This window comes from Cupriavidus sp. Agwp_2 (genome assembly GCF_040784895.1).
In the GTDB taxonomy this organism is placed as follows: Bacteria; Pseudomonadota; Gammaproteobacteria; order Burkholderiales; family Burkholderiaceae; genus Cupriavidus.
In genome coordinates, this window is the sequence record NZ_CP088083.1 from 1,229,896 (window position 1) to 1,250,682 (window position 20,787).

Genomic DNA, 20,787 nt, shown 5'->3' on the forward strand with positions numbered 1-20,787 from the left:
TTCTGGATGGTCTGGCGTTACAGCTTGCGCGAGATCAGTTCGCGCATCACTTCGCTGGTGCCGCCGTAGATGCGCGTGACGCGCGAATCGGCAAAGGCGCGCGCCACCGGGTACTCGAGCATGTAACCGTAGCCGCCGTGCAGCTGCACCATCTGGTCCAGCGCCTGGCCCAGCGCCTCGGTCGCATACAGCTTGGCCACCGCGGCTTCTTCCAGCGTCAGGCGGCGGCGGATGTGCTCGCCCAGGTAGTGGTCGATCATCAGGCGCACGGCGATGGCCTGCGCCTTGATGTCGGCCAGCTTGAACTTGGTGTTCTGGAAGTCCCACACGGTCTGGTTGAAGGCCTTGCGGTCCTTGACGTAGGCCAGCGTGTGCTCCAGCGAAACTTCGAGCTTGGCCGCGGCGCTGATGGCGATCGACAGGCGTTCCTGCGGCAGTTCGGCCATCAGGTAGCCGAAGCCCTTGCCTTCCTCGCCGAGCAGGTTGGCCACCGGCACGCGCACGTTGTCGAAGAACAGCTCGGCGGTGTCCTGCGCGTGCTGGCCGACCTTGTCGAGCTTGCGGCCGCGGCGGAAGCCTTCGCGGTCGGCTTCGACCACGATCAGGCTGACGCCGCGAGAGCCGGCGCTGGGGTCGGTCTTGCAGACCATGATGATCAGGTCGGCATTCAGGCCGTTGGAGATGAAGGTCTTGCTGCCGTTGATGACGTATTCGTCGCCCTCGCGGATCGCGGTGGTGCGGATCGCCTTGAGATCGCTGCCGGTGCCGGGCTCGGTCATGCCGATCGCCAGGATGTATTCGCCCGAGCAGACCTTGGGCAGCCAGCGCTGCTTCTGTTCCTCGTTGCCGATGCGGGCGAGGTACGGCGCAATGATGTCGGAATGCACGCCGAAGCCCGGGCCGCTGATGCCGGCGCGCGCCTGCTCTTCGTTGAAGATGGCGGAATGGCCGAAGTCGCCGCCGCCGCCGCCGTATTCGGTCGGCAGCGTCACGCACAGCAGGCCTTCGCGGCCGGCCTTGAGCCAGGTTTCGCGATCGACCTTGCCGGCCTTGTCCCACTCGGCCTGGCGCGGCAGGCACTCGCGTTCGAGGAAGCGGCGCACCGTGGTGCGGAACATCTCGTGGTCGTCGCGGAAGATGGTGCGTTGGATTTCCATGGAGGTCTCCGTATGTCTGCCCGCAAGTGGCGCCCGCGGCTTGCGGTCTGCGGCGTGACGAGTTTTCTGGAAAAGCGGTTCGGGCACAGGTCGCCGGCTGTTGCGGGCCGGGCCACTGGCATGTCGCTAAGTTACTGGGGGGAGGGGGGCGCGAACACCACCCGCGTCAGGTGGTGGGGTGGGCGCGGTTGCCGCGCCCGGCGCGGACGGGGCGGGCGGGCAGGGAGGCGGGTGCCGGGAGGCGGATCAGTGTGAGGCGCGCGCCCCGGAGAGGGCGAGGCCTCGGGCGCGCATGAGCAGTGCCAGCGGTGCCAGCGGTGTTAGTGGTGTCAGCGCGCCCCGTCGGGCGGCTGGCCGCCCTGGCCAAGTTCGCGGTCGCGCACGCGCGCCACCGCCTCGTCGCGGCTGCTCACGCCGAGCTTGCGGAATATGTTGCGCAGGTGCCATTTCACCGTCTCCGGCGACAGGCCCAGCGTGCGCGCGATCTTCTTGTTGGGCAGCGCCTGGCCGAGCAGGCGCACCACGTCGGCCTCGCGGTCGCTCAGTTCTTCGGTGCGCCCCTCCGCGAGCCCCGCGGGGGCGGTGCCGGCGGCCGCTGCACTGGCCGGTGCCCGCTGCAGCATGGCCTGCTGCAGCCGCTCGATGTAGAACGCCAGCACCGGGTCGAGCCCGGGCGTGCCGGCGATGGCTTCGATCTGCCGCATTGCTCCCGGGTAGGCATCGATCAGGCTGCGCATCAGCCCGAGCCGGTGCCCGCGGCGCAGGCCTTCGAGCGCATGCTCGTGCGAGGCTTCGGGATCGCCGCGGCGCTTGGCGACGCCCGCGGCCAGCATGTGCAGCTGCGCCACGTGGCGCTGCCAGCCGCGCGTCTCGCAGTAGGCGATCAGCGGCGCCAGCCGCGTCCAGGCGGCGCGCAGGTCGTCGTGCGCCAGGCTTGCCAGGATGTGCGCACGCTCGGTCACCATGTGGATCGCGTCGAGGAAGCCGCGCGGCGCATCGCGGTGGCGCGCGGCAATGGCGTCGAGCCGCGCCAGCACCGCTTCGGCCGTGGCGATGTCGCCGCTGGCCAGGTGCAGGCGAACCTGGTTGGAGAGGCTCTGCGCCACCAGTCGGTCCAGGCCCTGCTGCGCGCCGTAGTCCTCCAGCCGCTCCAGCTGCGCGAAGGCATCGAGCCGGTGGCCGATGATCCAGTGCGCGGCGGCCAGCGCGATATGCACGCGCAGCACGGAATCGGGGATCGACACGCGTTCCAGCACGTCGACGCGGTCTTCGAGCAGCTTGCGCGCGGCGTCCAGGTCGTTGTGCTCGTACAGCACTTCGCCCAGCAGCGCGGCGGCAAAGTACTCCGGCTCGGCGCCGGCGCCGCCGTGCCCCCCCACCTGCTCGACTTCGCGCAGCACGTCGCGGCTGATGCGCTCGACCTGCGTCACGTTGCCTTCCATCGCATGGCTGAACCCGGCCAGGCAGCGGCCGTTGAGCATGCCGCTGGCGGTGCCCAGCAGCGGCACACCGTCGACCAGCAGCGGCGGCGTCTCGGCGTGGATGGCGCGCGCGCGTTGGTAGTCACCCAGGTGCATGTACAGCAGTGACAGCAGGTTGTTGCGCGAGCCCATGTAGAAGGGCGCGAGATCGGCCGGGGCGGCTTCGATTTCGGGCAGCAGCGCCAGCGCGCCGGCGGTGTCGTCGCGCAGCAGCACGAGGCTGAAGCGCAGCAGCGCCAGCCGGTAGCGCAGCGAGGCGTTGCCGGGCCCGGGGCCGATATCGGCTTCGAGCCGGTCGGCCCCGGCGGCACAGCCGTCGAGGTCGCGGGTGAGCATCTGCATGCGCAGCGCCAGCAGCCGCAGTTCCGGGCGCGCCTGGATCTCGCTGGCGGGCAGCAGGCGCAACAGTCCGATCGCCTTGCGCACTTCGCCGCGCGCCATCAGGGTGTCGGTATAGCGTTCCACGAACTCGGCCGCGGTGCCGGCATCGCCGGCCAGCACGGCATGGTGGACGGCCTCGGCCAGCATGCGATGGTCGCGGAACCAGCGCCAGGCGGCCCCGTGGATGGCGCGCTGCTGCGCTTCGCCGCGCGCGCGGAAACGCTCGGCCAGGGTCTCGCGCAGCAGCGGGTGCAGGCGGTACCAGGCTTCACGCTCGGGGCCGTGCGTGGGAGTGATGAAGAGGTTCTCGTGCTCCAGCCGCGTCAGCAGGGCCAGCACCTCGTGCTCGCCCATCGCCTGTTCGCCCAGCGCCTGGCACAGCGACGCGGTAAAGCGTTCGCACGCGGCGGCGCGCACCAGCAGCTCGGCTTCGTCGGGCGCCAGCCGCGACAGGACTTCGCGCTCGAAATATTCGGCGAAGGCGCCGGCGTCCTGCACGTTGGCCTGTACGAAGCCGCTGGCAAAGGTGATGCCGCTGGCGTTGGCCTTCTTGCGCTTCCAGTGCGCGGCGAACAGTTGCAGGCCGGCGACCCAGCCGTCGGCCAGCTCGTGCAGCAGTCGCGCGTCGCGCGCGGAGATATCGCCGAGTTGCGCGCGCAGGAAGTGCTGCGATTCGGCCAGCGTGAAGCGCAGGTCGCGCTGGTCCAGCTCCAGCAGCAGGCCCTGGTCGCGCAGGCGCCCCAGCGACAGTGGCAGCGCCATGCGCGTGGCGAGCAACACGTGGAAATTCGGCGGGGCGTAGTCGAGCAGCCATTGCAGCGGCTGCAGCACCCTTGCCGAGGCCAGGTGCTGCACGTCGTCGAGCACCAGCGTCACTTCGCGCTGGTGCGCGCCGATGCCGCGCACCAGCGCCACGATGGCGCGCTCGACGGCTTCGTCGTCGCTGCCGCGGTCGGCCAGCAGCACGGCCTCGCGGGTGATGTCGGGGCTGACCTCGGTCAGGCAGCCGAGCACGCGGTCGAGCCAGCGCTGGCGCTCGTTGTCGGTGGGGTCCAGCGCCAGCGCAGCCATGTCGAAGCCCAGTGCCAGCAGATCCAGCCGCCAGGCGCTCAGCAGCGCTGTCTTGCCGTACCCGGCCGGCCCCTGCAGCACGATGCAGCGCCGGCGGCGCGCTTCGGTCAGGTGCGCCAGCAGGCGTTCGCGCGCGACCACCCGCGCGGCGCTGCGCAGCGATGCAGGACGCGACGGCGGCGAAGGCAGCGTGGCGGGCTGGCTGCCAGGTGGCGACGGAGGGTTGGCGGATGAATGGGGCATCGGTGCGGCGGAATTTGCAAGCCTATGGCATGCCTATGGGTGACCTAGGGAAGGCCTATGCAAGGCGGCTGCGCTGGCTCGCAAGCGCCAGGGCGTCCAGCCCCGGCGGGACAAGAGGCAGTTGTTGCGGCGATTGTAATGGCAGAAACCACGGCCGGGAGAAACCGCCCTGGCGCGGCCATCGGCATGCCGGGCCGGGCCGTGCCGGTGCCATGCCGGTGTCATCAGCGTGCTGGGGCGCACGCAGCACCTGCGCGCCACCCGGAACAGGTGGGGGAGGGTTTGCCGGATGCCGGGCTTTGCCATGCTGCGCTTATAGTCGCCCCGCGAAGCGCCCCCCGGCCAGGCGGGCCGTGCCCCGCCGTTTCGATTGCGCACCGCGAAAAAAATCGCCCATGGAAACCCTGAACGCCGTCGTGGCGACCCGGCTGCTGCCGCCGCGCGTGAGCCGCTGCTCGATCCCGCGTACAACGCTGCTGCACAGCCTGCATGCCGTCCGGCACAGCCGGCTGGTGCTGCTGACCGCGCCCGCCGGCTATGGCAAGACCAACGTGATGGCGCAATGGCGCCAGCGCCTGCTCGCCGACGGCGCGCGCGTGGCGTGGCTGGCGCTGGCCGCCGAGGACGACGATCCGCGCCAGCTTTGCGCCAGGCTCGAAGCGAGCCTGCGCCAGGCCGGCGTCCAGCCCCGGCGCGCCGGGGCCGCGCCGTTCCCGGACGGCGCCGGTCCGGCGGCGCTGCTGCCAGCCCTGGCGGCCCTTGTCGCGTTGCTCGACGGTGTGCCGGGAGAGGTCTACCTGATGCTGGACGGCTTCGACCACCTGCGCCAGCCCGCCACGCTGGCGTTCCTGCAAGACTTGCTGCGCGCGCGGCTGCCGCACCTGCACCTGGTCGCCACCGCGCGCGGCAGCACCGGGCTGGCGCTGGCCCGGCTGCGCGCCGGCCGCGAGCTGGCCGAGTTCGGCAGCGCCGCGCTGGCGTTCACACTCGCAGAGACGCTGGCGTTCGTCGGCCAGCGCGCCGATGGCTGTACCCCGGGGGACAGTGCGCAAGCCGCCATCGACACCGCGGTGGGGCTGCACGAGCTGACCGAAGGGTGGCCAGCCGGGCTGGAGCTGGCCGCCGCGTGGCCGGACACGGCCGGGCCGCTACAGTGCGGCTGGCAGGCACCCGCGTCCTTGCAGGCGTACTGGCGCGAGGAAGTGACCGCCACTCTGGCGCCGGCGCTGCTGGACTTCCTGCAGCGCATCGCCGTGCCGCGGCAGGTTGACGCGGCGCTGGCCGCGCAGCTGACCGGCGCCGCCGATGCCGGGCAGCAGCTCGCGCAGATTGCGGCGCGCGGGCTGTTCGTGGACGCCGTGCCCGGCCATGCCGAAGGCGGCTGGTACCGGCTGCACCCGCTGTTCCGCAGCCACCTGCTGCACGAGCTGGCATGCGCCGGCCCGGCCGGGCTGCCGGCGCTGCATGTGCGTACCGCCGCCTGGCTGGCGCGGCATGGCCAGCCTGCCGGCGCCATTGCGCACGCCCTGCAGGGCGACGATTTCGAATGCGTGCAGGCGCTGGTGGCGGCCAATGCGGCGCAACTGCCCGGGATGCATCCGCTGCGCGAGTTCCTGCAGTGGGCCGACCGCATCGCCCCGGCGCGGCTGGCCGCGCATCCCGCCTTGCTGCTGGCCGCGGCGTGGGCCTGCGTGGTGTCGGCGCGGCCACGCCAGGCGGAGCACTGGATTCGTCAATGGGAGGCCAGTGCGGCGCACGGCGCCGCCCTCCGCGGCATCGATGCCGAGCGGCACGCGACCGTGATGCGCGCCACCATTGCCGCGCAACGCGACGACCTGCCGCGCACGCAAGCCCTGCTCGACACGCTGCATGGCAAGCCCGCCGGCAATCCCGAGCTCGAACTGGTGCGCATGAGCCTCGGCCTGCGCTGCGCGGCGACGCTGGGCCAGCCGGCGCGTTCGCGCGCGCCATTCCGCGCCGCGGCGCAGCCGGGCGCCACCGAACTGGGCCTGCTGGGCGGCGCCATGATGGCGATGGTGGCGTGGCAGGAGGGCAATGCGTATGAAGCCTTGCGCCTGGGCCGGCAGGTGCTGGCGCTGGCGCAGCAGGCGTACGGGCGGCGCTCGATTGCCGCCAGCGTATGTGCCGTGCCGGTGGCCGCGGCACTCTACGAACAAGACCGCATCGACATGGCCAGCGAAGTGCTGGCCGGTCGGCTGCAGACGCTGCGCACCGGCACGCCGGACGTGCTGATCGAGGCCGGGCTGTGCTATGCGCGGCTGCAATGGCTGGCGGGCGCGCGCCAGGAAGCGCTGGCCGAGCTGGCCGAGGCCGAGGCCATGTTCCACCGCCGGGGCCTGCCGCGCGGCGTCGCGCGCATGGTGGCCGAGCGCCAGCGCATGGTGCTGGCGGGCAAGGACCTGCGCCATGCGCAGCGGCTGCAGGGCGCACTGGACGAGCTGGCGCGCCAGCACGCCGGCACGGCGCCACGCGACCAGGAGATTGCCGCGCTGGCGGCGCTTGGCCGCGCGCGCCTGGCGCTGGCCGCAGGCGAGCCGGCGTCGGCGCTGGCTGCGCTGGTGCCGATGCGCGGCCTCGCCCTCGTGACGGTGCGCGAGCCGCTGATGGCCAGTGCCGACCTGCTGCAGGCGGCGGCGCTGGACACGCTGTACCGTTCCGACGAGGCAGCGGCATCGCTGCAGGCCGCGCTGGCCGCGGGCGAGCGACTGGGGCTGGTGCGCACGTTCGCCGACGAGGGCGCGTGTGTGCAGGCCTTGCTCGACCGCGCCGCGCCATGCGGTACGGAATACCTTGCGCGGCTGCGCGCAGCGTCCGCGCCGGCGGCGGTGGCCATCCCGGCCATGTCGCAACCGTCGCCGCCGCCAAAACCGCTGCCGCCGGCGGACGCCGGCAAGGGCCGGCAGCTGACACGCCGCGAGCGCGAGATCCTGGCCCTGCTTGAGCAATCGATGTCTAACAAGCGCATCGCGCTGGCGCTGAACCTGAGCGTCGACACGGTCAAGTGGAACTTGCGCCAGATTTACGCCAAGCTCGAGGTGTCACGCCGCTACGATGCCATCCTGGTGGCACGCAGCGCCGCCCGGCACGCGGACTGACGGCGCCGCGGCCAGGGCCTATTCCGCGGTGGCGCCGCTGGCCTTGATCATGCGCGCGATCACCGGCTCGGTGGCATCGAACTCGCGCCGGAATTCGGCCGGGCTGTTGCCGACCGGCTCCATGGCCAGCGCGTCCAGGCGAGTGCGCATGGCGGGCGAGAGGATCGAGGCGCGCGCTTCCGTTTCCAGCCGCGACAGGATCGCCGCCGGCGTGCCGGAGCGCATGAACAGGCCGAACCACGCCGGCGAGCGCAGTTCGTGTTCCTTGAGCCCGGCCTCGGCCAGGGTCGGAACCTCGGGCAGTTCCTTGATGCGCTGCTCGCTTATTACGGCCAGCGGACGCACGCGGCCGCTCTTGATGTGCGGACCCAGGGTAGTCATCGAGCCGATCACCCACGACACGTTGCCGGCAATCATGTCCTGCACCATGGGCGCCTCGCCCTTGTAGGCAATATGCGCCATGTCGAGGTCGCGGGTCTGGTTCAGGTGCGAGCCGACCAGGTGCGGAAAGGTGCCGACGCCATACGAGCCGTAGCTGACCTTGCCCTTGTTTCTGGCGGCCCAGTCGAACAGTTCCTGCACGGACTTGGCCGGGACGTCGCGGTTGACCGCCAGCACGATCTTGCCGATGCACAGCTCGGTGAGAAAGGACAGGTCGCGGCGCACGTCGTACTGCACATTGCGGTACAGATGCGGCGTGTTGATCAGCGGCGACGAATGGCTGAGCAGCATCGTATAGCCGTCCGGCGCGCCGCGCGTGATGGCCTGCACCGCGATCACGCCGGCACCGCCGGGCTTGTTGTCGACGATGATGGTCTGGCCCAGGCGCTTGCCCATGTCTTCGGCCAGAGCGCGCGCCAGCGTGTCGGTGGCGCCGCCGGGCGGCCCCGGCACCACCAGGGTGATCGGGCGCGACGGATAGGTCTGCGCGCCGCAGGCGGCGCTAAAGGCGACCAGGGCCAATGCAATCAGGGATGTCTTGCTGCGCATGTCGTATTGCCTCGGTGGATCAGGAGTGTGGGAAAGGCGGGATACGACCAAGGTAGCGGATGGGACGGGGCGGTACCCCCCGCCGGAATGGGCGGGGCGGGATAGTCCTATCAGTGTCTACCCTAGACGGGTTGCGGCGGAACGGGTGCCATGCGCCGGAAAAGATGCCGGCCGCATAGGCGGCCGGCAAGGGAAGTGCAGGAACGGAGGGTAAGGCCGGCGCCGCCGGCGACGTCAGCGCGGTGGCTCAGCCTGCCGGGAGCACGCCAAGGCCCATGGCCTGTAGCTGCCCGATGCCGTCACCATCGAAGCCCCAGTCGCGCAGTGCGGCCGCACCGTGCTGGCCGCGTTCGGGGGCGCTGCGCATCACCTCCGAAGGCGTGCCGAGAAAGCGCGGCGCGGGAGCCGGCTGCACCACGCCGTCTACTTCGATAAAGCTGCCGCGCGCGCGGTGGTGCGGGTGCTGCGGCGCCTCGCTGAACTCGAGCACCGGCGCCACGCAGGCATCGCTGCCTTCGAATGCCGCGCACCATTCGTCGCGCGTGCGGGACTGGAACACTGCCTCGAAGCGCTGGCGCAGCACCGGCCAGCCGCTGCGGTCGTACTGCGCCGGCAGCTCGCTGGCATCGAGGCCGAGGCGTTGCAGCAGCTCGGAATAGAAGCGCTGCTCGACCGGGCCGATTGAAAAGTACTTGCCGTCGCGGGTCCGGTAGCTGTCGTACCAGGGCGCGCCGCCGTCCAGCACGTTCGACTGGCGTGCTTCCTTCCAGGTGCCGGAGGCCAGCATGCCCCAGAACACCGCGCCCAGCTGCGCCGCGCCTTCGGTCATGGCGGCGTCGACCACCTGGCCCTTGCCGCCGCGCTGCACGTTGAGCAGCGCCGCGACCACGCCCAGCGCCAGCAGCATGCCGCCGCCGCCGTAGTCGCCGACCAGGTTCAGCGGCGGCACCGGCGCCTCGCCCGCGCGCCCAATGCCCGACAGCACCCCGGACAGTGCCACGTAGTTGAGGTCGTGCCCGGCGCGGTCCGCCAGCGGGCCGGTCTGGCCCCAGCCGGTCATACGCCCGTAGACCAGCTTCGGGTTGCGCGCGAGCGCGACGTCCGGCCCCAGGCCCAGGCGTTCCATGGTGCCGGGGCGGAAGCCTTCGAGCACGACGTCGGCGCGCTCGATCAGCGCCAGCGCCGCGCGCTGCGCTTCGGGCTGCTTCAGGTCCAGCGTGACCGAGCGCCGGCCGCGGCCGGTGATGTCGATGCGGCGGGCGCCTTCGGCCTTCTTCGGGCCGAGGTCGGCGGGCGCCTCGGGGCGGTCGACGCGGATCACGTCGGCGCCCATGTCGGCCAGCAGCATTGCGCCGAACGGGCCCGGCCCGATGGCTTCGAATTCGAGTACGCGGATTCCGCTCAGTACGCCCATGTTCGCTCTCTCCTGTGGTGTGGCGGTGGCGCGCGCGCGGCCCCATGCCGGCGCATTGCCGTCTGCCTGCAAGTAGACCAAATGCCCGTTGGCGGCGAACCCACCCGTATCAGGTAGGACGGCGCGATATTCTTTTGCAGCGCACAAACGCACTCCTATAATCGGCAGACGCTGACGGACGGTCCGCACCGGGTCGCACGGCAAGCGAAATCCAGTGAGCCGGAGGCAGCAGTGAGCCAGACCCAGCGCGCCAGCGCATTGCCAACAGGAGCCGACCATTCCCTGCGGACCGCTTCCCCGGCGCGCCTGCTGCCGGTGCTGAGCGAGCTCAGGGAGGAAGTGCGCGCGCTCAGCCGCCAGGCGCACAAGCTCGCGCTGGCGCAGGCCGGCCGTGAAGCGCACGACAGCAAGGCGCACGACGGTGAAGGTGCCTACCATGCCTGCCTGGCGACGCTGTTCGAGCGCTGGGTCGAAGACCGCGCGGGCCGGGCGCAGGTGGTGTGCTTTGCTTCGGCGGCGGAGTTCGGCCTGCCGCTGCACAGCCATGCGGAGCGCTGCCGCGCGGCGGCCATGCGCGATGGCTCGCACGCGGTGCGCGCGCTGTACTGGGCGGCGCTGCACCGCACGCGCAGCCGTGTCGGCATGACCGCGCAGATGGACGATGCGCTGGCCGCGGTGCTGCCACACGCGGCGGCAGAAGCCATGCAGGCGCCGGCTGCTCCCGAGGCGTCCCGGCAAGCGCTGTGCCGCCATTGCGAGCGGTTGCGGCTGGACGCACGCTGCGCCGACGGCCACGGCGCGCTGCGCGCGTTGGGCGAGGCGCACTGGCGCAGCGTCGGCGCGGGCGTGCCCTGCCAGACGCGCGAGCACCAGTGCGCCTCGTGCAAGACCCGCTGGACGCAGCATCGCAGCGCCGCGGACCCGTTCACCGTCTGGACCATCAGCCGCCGCGGCCGCATCGCGGACACGGCCGTACAGGATGTGAAGATGGCCTGAGACGGCGGGGAGGGCGCGCCGATCCGGCACGGCCTCCCTCGTGCCAGCCGCGCTCAGTTCACCGCGCGTGCCTTGCCTTCCCAGTGCGGTGCGCGCAGGTCCCGCTTGAGGATCTTGCCGGCACCGGACAGCGGCAGCGCCTGGCGGAACTCGATGCTCTTCGGGCATTTGTAGCCGGCGATATGCGCGCGGCAGTGCTCGCGGATTTCTTCTTCCGTCGCCTGCGCCCCAGCCTTCAGCACCACCACGGCATGCACGGCCTCGCCCCATTTCTCGTGCGGCACGCCGATCACCGCGCTCATCGCCACCGCGGGATGGCGGCCGATGACGTTTTCCACCTCGGCCGAATAGACGTTCTCGCCGCCGCTGACGATCATGTCCTTGATGCGGTCGACGATAAAGATATAGCCCTGCTCGTTCATGTACGCGCCGTCGCCGGTATGCAGCCAGCCGTCGCGCAGCGCGCGGGCGGTGTCTTCGGGCCGGTTCCAGTAGCCGGGCGTGACGCCGCCGCTGCGCACCAGGATCTCGCCGACGGTGCCGCGCGGCACTTCGTTGCCTTCAGCGTCCGCTATCTTCACCTCGATGCCGATGCCGGCGCATCCGGCCGACAGGTGCAATCCCTGCGCGCGCGCCGTGCTGCCATGGTTGCCTGGCGGGTTGGTAGTGACGATCATCGACTCGGTCATGCCGTACGAGTGCGCGAATTCGACGCTGGGCAGCTTTTCCATGGCCTGTTCCAGTACCGCGGCGCTGATTGGCGACGCGCCATACCCCAGCCGCTGGACGCTGCCGAGGTCGCGCGAGGGAAAGTCCGGGTGGTGGATCAGCATCTGGATGGTGGTCGGCACCATGCCCAGCTCGGTGATGCGTTCGCGCTCGATAGTTTCCAATACCTCGCGCGCTTCGAACGACGGCAGGATCACGTGGGTCTCGCCGGCGATGAACTGCATCAGCACGCGCGCGATCGCGGCGATATGGAAGAACGGATTGGTATGCAGCACGCGGCCGCCTTTTAGCGGCGGGGTGTCGGCCATGCGCTGCAGGGTGCCGCACCACAGCGAGCTGTGGGTCTGCATGACGCCCTTGGGAAAGCCCGTGGTGCCACCGGTGTACATGACGATGGCGAGGTCGTCGCCGCCGCGCTCCGCATCCGGCACCGGCGCGGCGTCGTCGATCAGCCGCTCGTAAGACAGCGTGCCGGCGGGCGCGTCGCCGTCGCCGGCATGGATCAGCACCGGTTCGCGCCGCGCCGTGGCGCGGATGCCGTCGGCCATCGGCAGGAACTGGTCGTCGACCACCAGGATGCCGGTGTCGCAATCATCGAGCGAGTAGACCACCTCCGGCACGCTCCAGCGCACGTTGACGGGGTTGAGCACGCCGCCGCCCCACCAGGCGGCCATGGCGAACTCGAGGTAGCGGTCCGAGTTCTGCGCCAGGATGCCGACGCGGTCGTTCGGCCGCATGCCCAGCGCCTGCAGCGCGCCGGCCAGGCGCGCGACGCGCGCGCAGAACTCGCGATAGCTGCGGCGCCGGCCGCGGAAGATGGTAACGATTTCGTCCGGCTGCTGTTGCAGCGAGCGGTGCAGGGCTCGGGTCAGGTACACCGTTGTCTCCGTTCTTGCCTTCTTGTCCTTGGGCCGGCGCATGGTCAGGCCGGGTTGGCTGTATTGTGCGACGCCCGGCGATTATGGAATTCGGATATGCCGAAGGCAGTGTTTGCCAGACGGAAGCGCGCCGCCCCGCTGTTGGCGCCGGCCGCTACAATCCGCATGGGACATTTCTGAATACATGCAAAAAGACTCGATGACATACATCGTTGACGCGGTGGACGAGGCGCTGGGCCTGCTGATGCTGGTGGCCGAACATCCTTCGCTGGGGGTAACCGAGCTGGCCCGCCGCGCGGGGCTGACCAAGGCCCGTGCCTTTCGCCTGCTGGCCACGCTGGAGCATCGCGGCATGATCGCGCGCGAGCCCGCGGCCGCGGTCTACAAGCTCAGCTACAACGCCTTGCTGGTGGGCAATGCCGCGCGCGACCAGTTCGACCTGGTCAAGGTGGTGGCACCGCGGCTGGCCGCGATCGGCGCGGCCTGCGGCGAAAACGTGATCGTGCGCGTGCGCGACGGGCTGGAATCAGTCTGCGTGGCGCGGCACGAATCGTCGCAATCGGTGCGCGTGCATACCGAAGTCGGCAACCGGCGGCCGCTGCATGTGGGCGCCTCGGGCAAGCTGCTGCTGGCTTTCGCCGCGCCCGAGGTGGCCGACGCCGTGGCGGCGCAGGGCCTGGAGCGCTTTACCGAGCGCACCATTGCCAGCGCCGAGCAGCTGCGCGACGAACTTGCCGCGATCCGTGCCGCCGGGCACGCCGTGTCGCTGGGCGAGCGCGATGCCGATGCGGTATCGGCGGCGGCGCCATTGCACGACCACAGCGGTGCGGTGGTGGCATCGCTGAGCATTGCCAGCCCGGCCAGCCGGACCACGCCCGAGGCGCTCGCCAGGCATGTCGCGATGGTGGTGGAAGAGGCCGCGGCGCTGTCGCGGGCACTGGGATTTGCCGGCGGCTGACGCCGCGGCCGCGTAACAGTTGTCCGGTCATGGGCGGCGCTTCGGCGCCGCTATTTTTTTGTCCTCATTTTGTCTTGCCGGGTAAACCCTCGTTACTGGCGGCAGCCGAATGTTTTATTATCCGACACATCGTATCGGTAAATGAAACAATGTTTCGATCAGCGAGATTTTCCAGGGCCGCGATGGCTACTGCGTTTGCCTTGTCCACACTGGTGGGCGGGAACCATCCCGCGCATGCCGCCGAACTGCGCATCGGCTACAAAGCCGAGGTCAGCGCTGCCGACCCGCACGTGCTCGACGCCGCTGGCCGCAACCTCTGGGGTCACGTGTACGAGACCCTGGTCGGCCTCGACAACGCCCTGCGCCCGGTGCCGCTGCTGGCCACCAGCTGGCGCCAGCTGGATGACCACAACTGGGAATTCCAGCTGCGCCCGGGGGTGAAGTTCAGTAATGGAGCGCCGTTCACTGCGGAGGACGCTCGCTATTCGATCGAGCGTGCGCGCAAGCTGCCGGGCGCGCGCACCTTCCGCACCTACCTGAAATCCATCGAGGCGGTCGAGGCCACGGGCCAGCTGACGCTGCGCGTGCGCACCCGCACGCCCAACCCGGTGCTGCCGCAGAACATCGGCATGGTGGCGATGCTGCCGCACGGGCTGGGACAGGGCGTGCGCGAGGCGGACTTCGCCCATGGCCAGGCCAGCATCGGCACCGGCCCGTTCCGGCTGGTGGCGTGGGAGCATGGGCAGCAGCTGACGCTGGCGCGCAACCCCGGCTACTGGGGCGGCGCGCAGCCATGGGATCGCGTGGTGTTCCAGTTCATTCCCAAGGAGCCGGCGCGTGCGTCGGCGCTGCTGTCGGGGCTGGTGGATGTGATCGATGCCTCTTCGGCCAGCATTGCCGAGGCCTTCGCGCGTACCAACGGCCGCATCCGCACGGTGTCGACGACGTCGTACATGCTCAACTACCTGCAGCTCGACCAGGGGCGGGCGGTCTCGCCCTATGTGCAGGATGCCGCCGGCCGGCCGCTGCCCGCCAATCCGTTGCGCGACGTGCGCGTGCGCCAGGCCATCAGCCTCGCGATCGACCGCGACCTGATCGCCGCGCGCGTGACCAAGGGCGATTCGGTGCCGGCCGGGCAGATGGTGCCGGCAGGCTTTTTCGGCTTTGCTCCGGCCGTGCCCGCGCCGCGCGCCGATGCCGCGCAGGTGCGCAGGCTGCTCGCGCAAGCCGGCTATCCCGACGGCTTCCGCCTGACGCTGCACTGCCCGAGCGACCGCTACCTGAACGACGCCAAGGCCTGCGAGGCCGTGGGCCAGATGCTGACCCGCGCCGGCATCCGCACCGAGGTGCGCACGTTGCCGTACTCGGTCTACATCACGCGCGCCACCTCGGGCGGCGAGGGCGGCAAGCCAGAGTTCAGCGCCTTCCTGCTTGGCATCGGCGCGGTCAGCGGCGATTCGCTGGAACCGCTGGTGGCGGTGGCGCATGCGCAGGACAAGGCCGCCGGCCTGGGCGCGAACAACCGCAGCGGCTATGCCAATCCCGCGCTGGACGCGCTGGTCGAAACCTCCATGCGCACCATGGTGCCGGCGCCGCGAGAGCAGTTGCAGCGCCGTGCCGCCGAAATGCTGGCCGCCGATGCCGGCATCGTGCCGCTGCACCACCTGCGCGCCGCCTGGGCCTACCGGGCCGGGCTGGTGGTGCAGCCGCGCGCCGACGGCTTTACCTACGCCGGCAACATCCGCCCCGCAGCGCCTGCAGCGCCCCCTGCGGCGCACCCCTGACCGATTCACCGATTCCTGTCCTGATCGCTATGCTCGAAACCTTGTTGAAGCGGCTGCTGCAAAGCCTGGTCGTGCTGTGGCTGATGTCGGTGCTGACCTTCTGCGCCGTCAACCTGATCGGCGACCCGGTGCACCTGCTGGTCAGCCCCACCGCCACCGAGCAGGAAATCGCCGACGCGCGCCACGCGCTCGGGCTGGACCTGCCGGTGCTGCAGCAATACCTGCGCTTCACGCAGGGCGCGCTGCGCGGCGACCTGGGCGATTCCTTTATCTACAACCGTCCCGCGATCGAGCTGATCGTCAGCCGCGTGCCGGCCACGCTGGAGCTGGCTGTGACCGCGCTGCTGCTGTCGCTGGGCATCGGCATCCCGATGGGCGTGTTCGCCGGGCTCAGGCCGGATAGCCGGCTGGCGCGCGCGCTGATGGCGGGCTCGCTGGGCGGCGTGATCATGCCGACGTTCTGGGTGGGCATGATCGGCATCCTGGTGTTCTCGGTGAACCTGGGCTGGCTGCCATCGGGTGGGCGCGGGCCGGTCAGCACCGTGCTGGGCATCCCGCTGTCGGTGACCAGCTGGGAGGGCATCCGCTTCCTGCTGCTGCCGGCGCTGACGCTGTCGCTGTTCAAGATCTCGCTGGTGGCGCGGCTGGCCGAAGCCGGCACGCGCGAAGTGGCGGGGCAGGAGTACATCAAGTTTGCCCGCGCCAAGGGCGTGGGCGGCGCGCGGCTGGTGTTGCGCCACGTGGTGCCCAATGTGCTGATCCCGATCGTCACCGTGGTCGGGCTGGAATTCGGGCACCTGATCGCCTTCTCGGTGGTGACCGAGTCGGTGTTCTCGTGGCCGGGCATGGGCAAGCTGATCATCGATTCGGTGCTGGCGCTGGACCGCCCGGTGGTGGTGGCTTACCTGCTGGTCACGCTGGTGCTGTTCGTGGTGCTGAACCTGGTGGTCGACCTGCTTTATGTGGTGCTCGATCCGCGCCTGCGCCACAAGGCGGGCTGAGCCCGGCTGCATCCACCATCCCCCACAGAAGCAAAAGAACGAACCGGACCCACAAACGAGAACCCATCGATGTCCCTGCCTGCATCCCAACCTGACACTGCCGCGCCGGCGCTGGCGGCAACCGCCGCGCCTGCCGTGCCGCCGCCACCGGTGCGGCCCTCGCTGCTGCGGCGCTTCGTCGCCAACCGCGTCGCGGCGGCTTCACTGGTGCTGCTCGTGGTCCTGCTGTTGATCGCCGCGCTGGCCCATGTCATCAGCCCGCAGAACCCGTACGACCTGGCCACGGTGTCGGTGATCGACTCCGAGTTGCCGCCCGGCAGCGCCGGCTATGAAGGCAACACGCACTACTGGCTCGGCACCGACGGCGCCGGCCGCGACCTGGTCAGCGCGATCTTCTATGGCATCCGCATCAGCGTGGGCGTCGGCGTCATCAGCGCGGTGGTGGCGCTGATGGTCGGCAGTGCGGTCGGCCTGGCCGCGGCCTACTTCGGCGGCATCGTCGATGCCGCGATCATGCGCGTGGTCGACCTGCAACTGAGCCTGCCGGCGGTGCTGGTGGCGCTGATCCTGCTGGCGGTGCTGGGGCAGGGCGTGGACAAGACGCTGCTGGCGCTGGTGATCGTGCAGTGGGCCTACTTTGCCCGCACGGTGCGCGGCGCGGCGCAGGTGGAGCGGCGCAAGGAGTATGTCGAGGCGGCGCTGGGTCAGGGGCTGCCGGCGCTGCGCGTGATGTTCCGCCATATCCTGCCCAACTGCATGGCACCGCTGGTGGTGACCGGCACGCTGCAGATCGCGCACGCGATCACGCTGGAAGCGACCATGAGCTTCCTCGGCATCGGCCTGCCGCGCACGCAGCCGTCCCTCGGCATGCTGATCGCCAACGGCTTCGAATACATGCTGTCGAACAAGTACTGGATCAGCATCTTCCCGGGCGTGGCCCTGGTGTTGCTGATCGGCTCGATCAACCTGGTGGGCGACCGCCTGCGCCGCGTCCTGAACCCGCGGCTGGACGGCTGAGGCCACGGAGACACACATGGCACTACTGGAAGTCTCCGGGCTGAGCACGGCCTTCGCTTTCTCCAAGGCGGGACGCAAGCCGCTCAAAGCCGTCGACGATGTCTCGTTCACGCTGGAGCCGGGTGAAATCCTCGGCATCGTCGGCGAGTCCGGTTCGGGCAAGTCGGTGACGGCGTTCTCGCTGATGAACCTGCTGGACCCACCCGGGCGCGTCACCGGCGGCTCGATCCGCTTCAAGGGGCAGGAACTGCTGTCGTGCTCGGCGCGCCAGTGGCAGGCGCTGCGCGGCGATCGCATCGCGATGGTGTTCCAGGACCCGATGATGTCGCTGAACCCGGTGATGCGCGTCGGCGACCAGCTGGTCGAGACCGTGCGGGTGCACCACCGCCGCACCCGCGCGCAGGCGCACGCGCAGGCGGTCGATGCGCTGGCGCGCGTGGGCATCCCGGCGCCGCAGGAGCGCATGCGCGCCTATCCGCACGAGCTGTCCGGTGGCATGCGCCAGCGCGTGGCGATCGCCAATGCGCTGATCAACCGGCCTGACCTGATCATTGCCGACGAGCCCACCACAGCGCTGGACGTCACCATCCAGGCGCAGATCCTTTTCGAGATGAAGCAGCTGGTGCGCGAGACCGGCGCCGCCGCGATCTGGATCAGCCATGACCTGGCCGTGGTCAAGGACCTGGTCGACCGGGTCTGTGTGATGTACGCCGGCAAGGTGGTGGAGCAGGGGCCGGTGGCCGAGCTGATCGCGCGGCCGCTGCATCCGTACACGCGCGGGCTGCTCGACTCGTTGCCCACGCCTGAAATGCGCGGCGCCACGCTGCGCGCGATCCCCGGGGCCGCGCCCGCATTGGCGGCGCTGCCCCCGGGATGCGCCTTCGCGCCGCGCTGCCCGCGCGTGCGCGAGGCCTGCAACCGGCCGCCCGCGGCAACCGTGGTGCGCGGCCGTGCGCTGCGCTGCTTTTATCCCCTGGAGGCCGTATGACTGTCCTGCTGGAAACGCGCCAGTTGCAGAAACGCTTTTCGCTCAAGCCCGGCCTGCTCGGCCGCATGGCCGGCAAGCCGGTGCAGGCGGTGCATGCCGTCAACGAGGTCTCGCTGCAGGTGTGCAAGGGCGAGGTGCTGGGCGTGGTCGGCGAGTCCGGTTGCGGAAAATCCACGCTGGGCCGCATGCTGGCCGGGCTGCTGCGGCAGAGCGGCGGCGAAATCGCGTGGGAAGGGCGGCGCGCGGATGTTGCATCGGCCGGCTACCACCGCGCGGTGCAGATGGTGTTCCAGAATCCCTATGCCTCGCTCAATCCACGGCTGCGCATCGGCCAGGCCATCACCGAGGGCGCGGTCTACCATCGCCTGGCCAGCCGCGCGCGGGCCGCGGGGTTGGCCGGCGATCTGCTCCAGCAGGTCGGACTCGACCCCAGCTACGCCGAACGCTATCCGCACGAGTTCTCCGGCGGCCAGCGCCAGCGCGTGGCGATCGCCCGCGCGCTGGCGCTGCGCCCGCGGCTGCTGATCTGCGATGAAGCCGTGTCCGCGCTCGACGTCTCGGTGCAGGCGCAGATTATCAACCTGTTCATGCAGCTGCGGCGCGAGCATGGGCTGACCTACGTCTTTATCAGCCACAACCTGGCGGTGGTGGAGCATATGTCCGACCGCGTCGCGATCATGTACCTGGGCCGCGTCGTCGAGAGCGGCGATGCCCGTACCGTGTTCGGCGCGCCAAACCATCCCTACACCCGCGCGCTGCTGGCCGACGCGCCGCGGCTGGGTGGCGGCGCTGCCAGCCACCAGCCGATCCGCGGCGAGTTGCCGAGCCCGCTGGCGCCGCCCACCGGCTGCGCCTTCCATCCGCGCTGTCCTCATGCCAGCGCACGCTGCGCCGCCGAAGTGCCGGTGCTGCGCGATATCGGCGGACGCCTGTCCGCCTGCCACCTGAACGACTAGTACAACATCCCGCAAATAGGTTTAATAATTATCAGGCTGTAGGTACGGCTCCAGGAGCGTGACGACCAACTGGGCCATCTCGTCGAGCGAGCCTGCGCCTGGCAACGGCTCCCAACGCCCACTATGGGTGCGAAAGGCGGCGCCATAACGATTGCGGCCGAGCTCGGTCAGCCGAGCCACCACGGTCGGCTCCTCGTCGTCCAGACGTTTGATCAGCAGGTGACGCCCGTAGGCTTGCGTGATGATCTGCTCGTGGCCGAGCAGGCTGCGCAGTTGCCCCTGCAATTCGGCAGCGTAGTGTTTGGCGGGTAAGGCTGGCATGTCGATTCTCGATTACGATGCGCCGGTTTGTAGCGGATAGCCCCGGAAGCTCCATTTGAACGGGCGGGCCACCTGATTGTGCGCGCGGACAAACTGTTCGGTGCGCTCGCGCAGGTGCGCGATGCTGGTGTGGCTCGCTTGGCGCAGCACTCGGCGCGTGTAGCAGGCAAACCAGAGCTCGATCTGATTGACCCAACTCGCGTGCAATGGCGTGAAGTGGAAGTGAAACCGCCCATCGTGCCGCGCGTTGAACACCTGCCAGACTGCTTCGGCGCGATGCGTGTTCAGGTTATCCCAGACGACGTGCACCTGTTTGCCCGGGTACGCGCTTGCCACGCGCTCCATGAAGGCGACCAGATCGTCCTGGGTGCGCCGGTCGCGGCATTCTGCCAGCACCTGTCCGGTATGCACTTCGAGCGCGGCAATCAATGCCTGGGTGCCGTGACGAATATATTCAAACTCACGCCGACGCAGTCGCCCCGGCGCGGGGGCACGTCCCGGGTACTTACGCTCGATGGCCTGAATGCCGGTCTTCTCGTCGATACTGAGCACCACCGCGTTTCGAGGCGCCTTGCGGTACAGCGTGCAAATCCCGTTGACCTTCTCGCGAAACGCCGGGTCTGGGCTATGTAGCCATTGCTGGACCCGGTGCGGACGCACGTCGCCGGCCTGCAGAATGCGCTGCACCTGGCTGCGGCTGATCTGCTCGACGACGCCGCGCTCCACGGCGCGCGCCACAATCTCGTCGAGCGTGGGCGTGACCCGTCCCTCAGGTTCCTGCGTTTCACACGCCAGCGCGATCAACTGTAATCGTGCTTCCTGTGTGATGCGGGGCGGACGACCACTGCGCTCACCCTCGCGAATGCCTTGGGCACCTTGCTGGGCAATGCGCTTGCGCCACAGGCAGACCGTTTGCACCGATATCCCCAGCTCCCGCGCAATGGCTGTATTGGAGTGGCCCTCGTGGGCCCACAACGCGATTCGCGCCCGCATCACATCTCGCTGCGCTGCCGTCTTCCGCTCGATCAGCGATAGCAGTTCCTGTCTTTCTTTCTTCGCCAGCTTCACTGGCGTTGCATGGCGACCTCGACTCATCCCGCCATGATATCGGAGACGATTAATTATTCAAGCTATTTACGGGATGTTGTACTAGCTAGCCGCCGCGCGCGGCCGCGCCTCGCTCCGTGACTTGCGCTGCCATCCCGCCGTGGCGGGTCGGCGGGGGAGCGTTCGCGCTGCGCGCAGGAACAAGACGACGGCAGACGGGAGATCCAACGGGGGAAGTCATGCATCGCCAACGAGGGAA

Annotated in this window: 15 protein-coding genes; 8 read left to right on the top strand and 7 right to left on the bottom strand. The window is 69.8% G+C overall.

Annotation, left to right across the window (positions count from 1 at the left end):
• Positions 1 to 17: 17 nt before the first annotated feature.
• Both LPA45_RS05765 and LPA45_RS05770 read right to left on the bottom strand, forming a co-directional pair.
• A complete protein-coding gene (locus LPA45_RS05765; protein WP_317924583.1) occupies positions 18 to 1,157 on the bottom strand; it encodes an acyl-CoA dehydrogenase family protein in 1,140 nt (379 codons plus the stop codon).
• 329 nt (positions 1,158 to 1,486) lie between these two features.
• Positions 1,487 to 4,333 (bottom strand): LuxR C-terminal-related transcriptional regulator, encoded by a 2,847-nt coding sequence (locus LPA45_RS05770; RefSeq protein ID WP_317924584.1) that lies wholly within the window; start codon positions 4,331 to 4,333, stop codon positions 1,487 to 1,489.
• 395 nt (positions 4,334 to 4,728) lie between these two features.
• Here LPA45_RS05770 and LPA45_RS05775 point away from each other — a divergent pair, with 395 nt between their 5' ends.
• Entirely contained in the window at positions 4,729 to 7,449 is a 2,721-nt protein-coding gene (locus LPA45_RS05775) for a LuxR C-terminal-related transcriptional regulator (protein WP_317924585.1), read from the top strand.
• Positions 7,450 to 7,467: 18 nt separating this feature from the next.
• On the opposite strand, the gene LPA45_RS05780 is transcribed toward LPA45_RS05775, so the two are convergent.
• The gene (locus LPA45_RS05780) at positions 7,468 to 8,439 is read right to left on the bottom strand and encodes a tripartite tricarboxylate transporter substrate binding protein (RefSeq protein ID WP_317924586.1); all 972 of its coding nucleotides are present in this window, start codon (positions 8,437 to 8,439) and stop codon (positions 7,468 to 7,470) included.
• Between the two features lie 247 nt (positions 8,440 to 8,686).
• Positions 8,687 to 9,853 carry a CaiB/BaiF CoA-transferase family protein gene (locus tag LPA45_RS05785; protein ID WP_317924587.1) on the bottom strand — a complete coding sequence of 389 codons (1,167 nt, stop codon included), beginning with the start codon at positions 9,851 to 9,853 and terminating at the stop codon, positions 8,687 to 8,689.
• 231 nt (positions 9,854 to 10,084) lie between these two features.
• On the opposite strand from LPA45_RS05785, the gene LPA45_RS05790 reads away from it, so the two are divergent.
• Positions 10,085 to 10,849, top strand: a complete 765-nt coding sequence (locus tag LPA45_RS05790; protein WP_317924588.1) for a hypothetical protein — start codon at positions 10,085 to 10,087, stop codon at positions 10,847 to 10,849.
• A gap of 53 nt (positions 10,850 to 10,902) precedes the next feature.
• Here LPA45_RS05790 and LPA45_RS05795 read toward each other — a convergent pair whose 3' ends face one another.
• Positions 10,903 to 12,456 carry a long-chain-fatty-acid--CoA ligase gene (locus tag LPA45_RS05795; protein WP_317924589.1) on the bottom strand — a complete coding sequence of 518 codons (1,554 nt, stop codon included), beginning with the start codon at positions 12,454 to 12,456 and terminating at the stop codon, positions 10,903 to 10,905.
• A gap of 199 nt (positions 12,457 to 12,655) precedes the next feature.
• Between LPA45_RS05795 and LPA45_RS05800 the strand changes: the two genes are divergently transcribed.
• From LPA45_RS05800 to LPA45_RS05825, 6 genes are all read left to right on the top strand, one after another.
• Positions 12,656 to 13,414, top strand: a complete 759-nt coding sequence (locus LPA45_RS05800; RefSeq protein ID WP_116317689.1) for an IclR family transcriptional regulator — start codon at positions 12,656 to 12,658, stop codon at positions 13,412 to 13,414.
• A gap of 182 nt (positions 13,415 to 13,596) precedes the next feature.
• Positions 13,597 to 15,198, top strand: a complete 1,602-nt coding sequence (locus LPA45_RS05805) for an ABC transporter substrate-binding protein (RefSeq protein ID WP_317924591.1) — start codon at positions 13,597 to 13,599, stop codon at positions 15,196 to 15,198.
• A 29-nt stretch (positions 15,199 to 15,227) separates the two neighbouring features.
• A complete protein-coding gene (locus tag LPA45_RS05810; protein WP_317924592.1) occupies positions 15,228 to 16,199 on the top strand; it encodes an ABC transporter permease in 972 nt (323 codons plus the stop codon).
• Between the two features lie 69 nt (positions 16,200 to 16,268).
• Entirely contained in the window at positions 16,269 to 17,216 is a 948-nt protein-coding gene (locus LPA45_RS05815; protein WP_317924593.1) for an ABC transporter permease, read from the top strand.
• A gap of 16 nt (positions 17,217 to 17,232) precedes the next feature.
• Positions 17,233 to 18,204, top strand: a complete 972-nt coding sequence (locus LPA45_RS05820; RefSeq protein ID WP_317924594.1) for an ABC transporter ATP-binding protein — start codon at positions 17,233 to 17,235, stop codon at positions 18,202 to 18,204.
• Complete coding sequence (locus LPA45_RS05825) at positions 18,201 to 19,160, top strand: ABC transporter ATP-binding protein (protein ID WP_317924596.1); 960 nt, start codon at positions 18,201 to 18,203, stop codon at positions 19,158 to 19,160. Before LPA45_RS05820 ends, LPA45_RS05825 begins: the two co-directional genes overlap by 4 nt.
• 21 nt (positions 19,161 to 19,181) lie before the next feature.
• On the opposite strand, the gene LPA45_RS05830 is transcribed toward LPA45_RS05825, so the two are convergent.
• Positions 19,182 to 19,481, bottom strand: coding sequence for a hypothetical protein (locus LPA45_RS05830; protein ID WP_114132056.1), 300 nt, complete (start codon positions 19,479 to 19,481; stop codon positions 19,182 to 19,184).
• Positions 19,482 to 19,493: 12 nt separating this feature from the next.
• On the bottom strand, positions 19,494 to 20,576 hold the full coding sequence (locus tag LPA45_RS05835) for an IS630 family transposase (protein ID WP_317924599.1): 1,083 nt from the start codon (positions 20,574 to 20,576) through the stop codon (positions 19,494 to 19,496).
• Between the last annotated feature and the right edge of the window lie 211 nt (positions 20,577 to 20,787).

What these genes read in the sequence shown, in the direction of transcription:
- LPA45_RS05830 (WP_114132056.1), bottom strand. Translation starts at nt 19,481, where the DNA reads ATGCCAGCCTTACCCGCCAAACACTACGCTGCCGAATTGCAGGGGCAA.
- LPA45_RS05765 (WP_317924583.1), bottom strand. Translation starts at nt 1,157, where the DNA reads ATGGAAATCCAACGCACCATCTTCCGCGACGACCACGAGATGTTCCGC.
- LPA45_RS05810 (WP_317924592.1), top strand. Translation starts at nt 15,228, where the DNA reads ATGCTCGAAACCTTGTTGAAGCGGCTGCTGCAAAGCCTGGTCGTGCTG.
- LPA45_RS05780 (WP_317924586.1), bottom strand. Translation starts at nt 8,439, where the DNA reads ATGCGCAGCAAGACATCCCTGATTGCATTGGCCCTGGTCGCCTTTAGC.
- LPA45_RS05770 (WP_317924584.1), bottom strand. Translation starts at nt 4,333, where the DNA reads ATGCCCCATTCATCCGCCAACCCTCCGTCGCCACCTGGCAGCCAGCCC.
- LPA45_RS05825 (WP_317924596.1), top strand. Translation starts at nt 18,201, where the DNA reads ATGACTGTCCTGCTGGAAACGCGCCAGTTGCAGAAACGCTTTTCGCTC.
- LPA45_RS05820 (WP_317924594.1), top strand. Translation starts at nt 17,233, where the DNA reads ATGGCACTACTGGAAGTCTCCGGGCTGAGCACGGCCTTCGCTTTCTCC.
- LPA45_RS05805 (WP_317924591.1), top strand. Translation starts at nt 13,597, where the DNA reads ATGGCTACTGCGTTTGCCTTGTCCACACTGGTGGGCGGGAACCATCCC.
- LPA45_RS05800 (WP_116317689.1), top strand. Translation starts at nt 12,656, where the DNA reads ATGACATACATCGTTGACGCGGTGGACGAGGCGCTGGGCCTGCTGATG.
- LPA45_RS05775 (WP_317924585.1), top strand. Translation starts at nt 4,729, where the DNA reads ATGGAAACCCTGAACGCCGTCGTGGCGACCCGGCTGCTGCCGCCGCGC.
- LPA45_RS05785 (WP_317924587.1), bottom strand. Translation starts at nt 9,853, where the DNA reads ATGGGCGTACTGAGCGGAATCCGCGTACTCGAATTCGAAGCCATCGGG.
- LPA45_RS05835 (WP_317924599.1), bottom strand. Translation starts at nt 20,576, where the DNA reads ATGAGTCGAGGTCGCCATGCAACGCCAGTGAAGCTGGCGAAGAAAGAA.
- LPA45_RS05815 (WP_317924593.1), top strand. Translation starts at nt 16,269, where the DNA reads ATGTCCCTGCCTGCATCCCAACCTGACACTGCCGCGCCGGCGCTGGCG.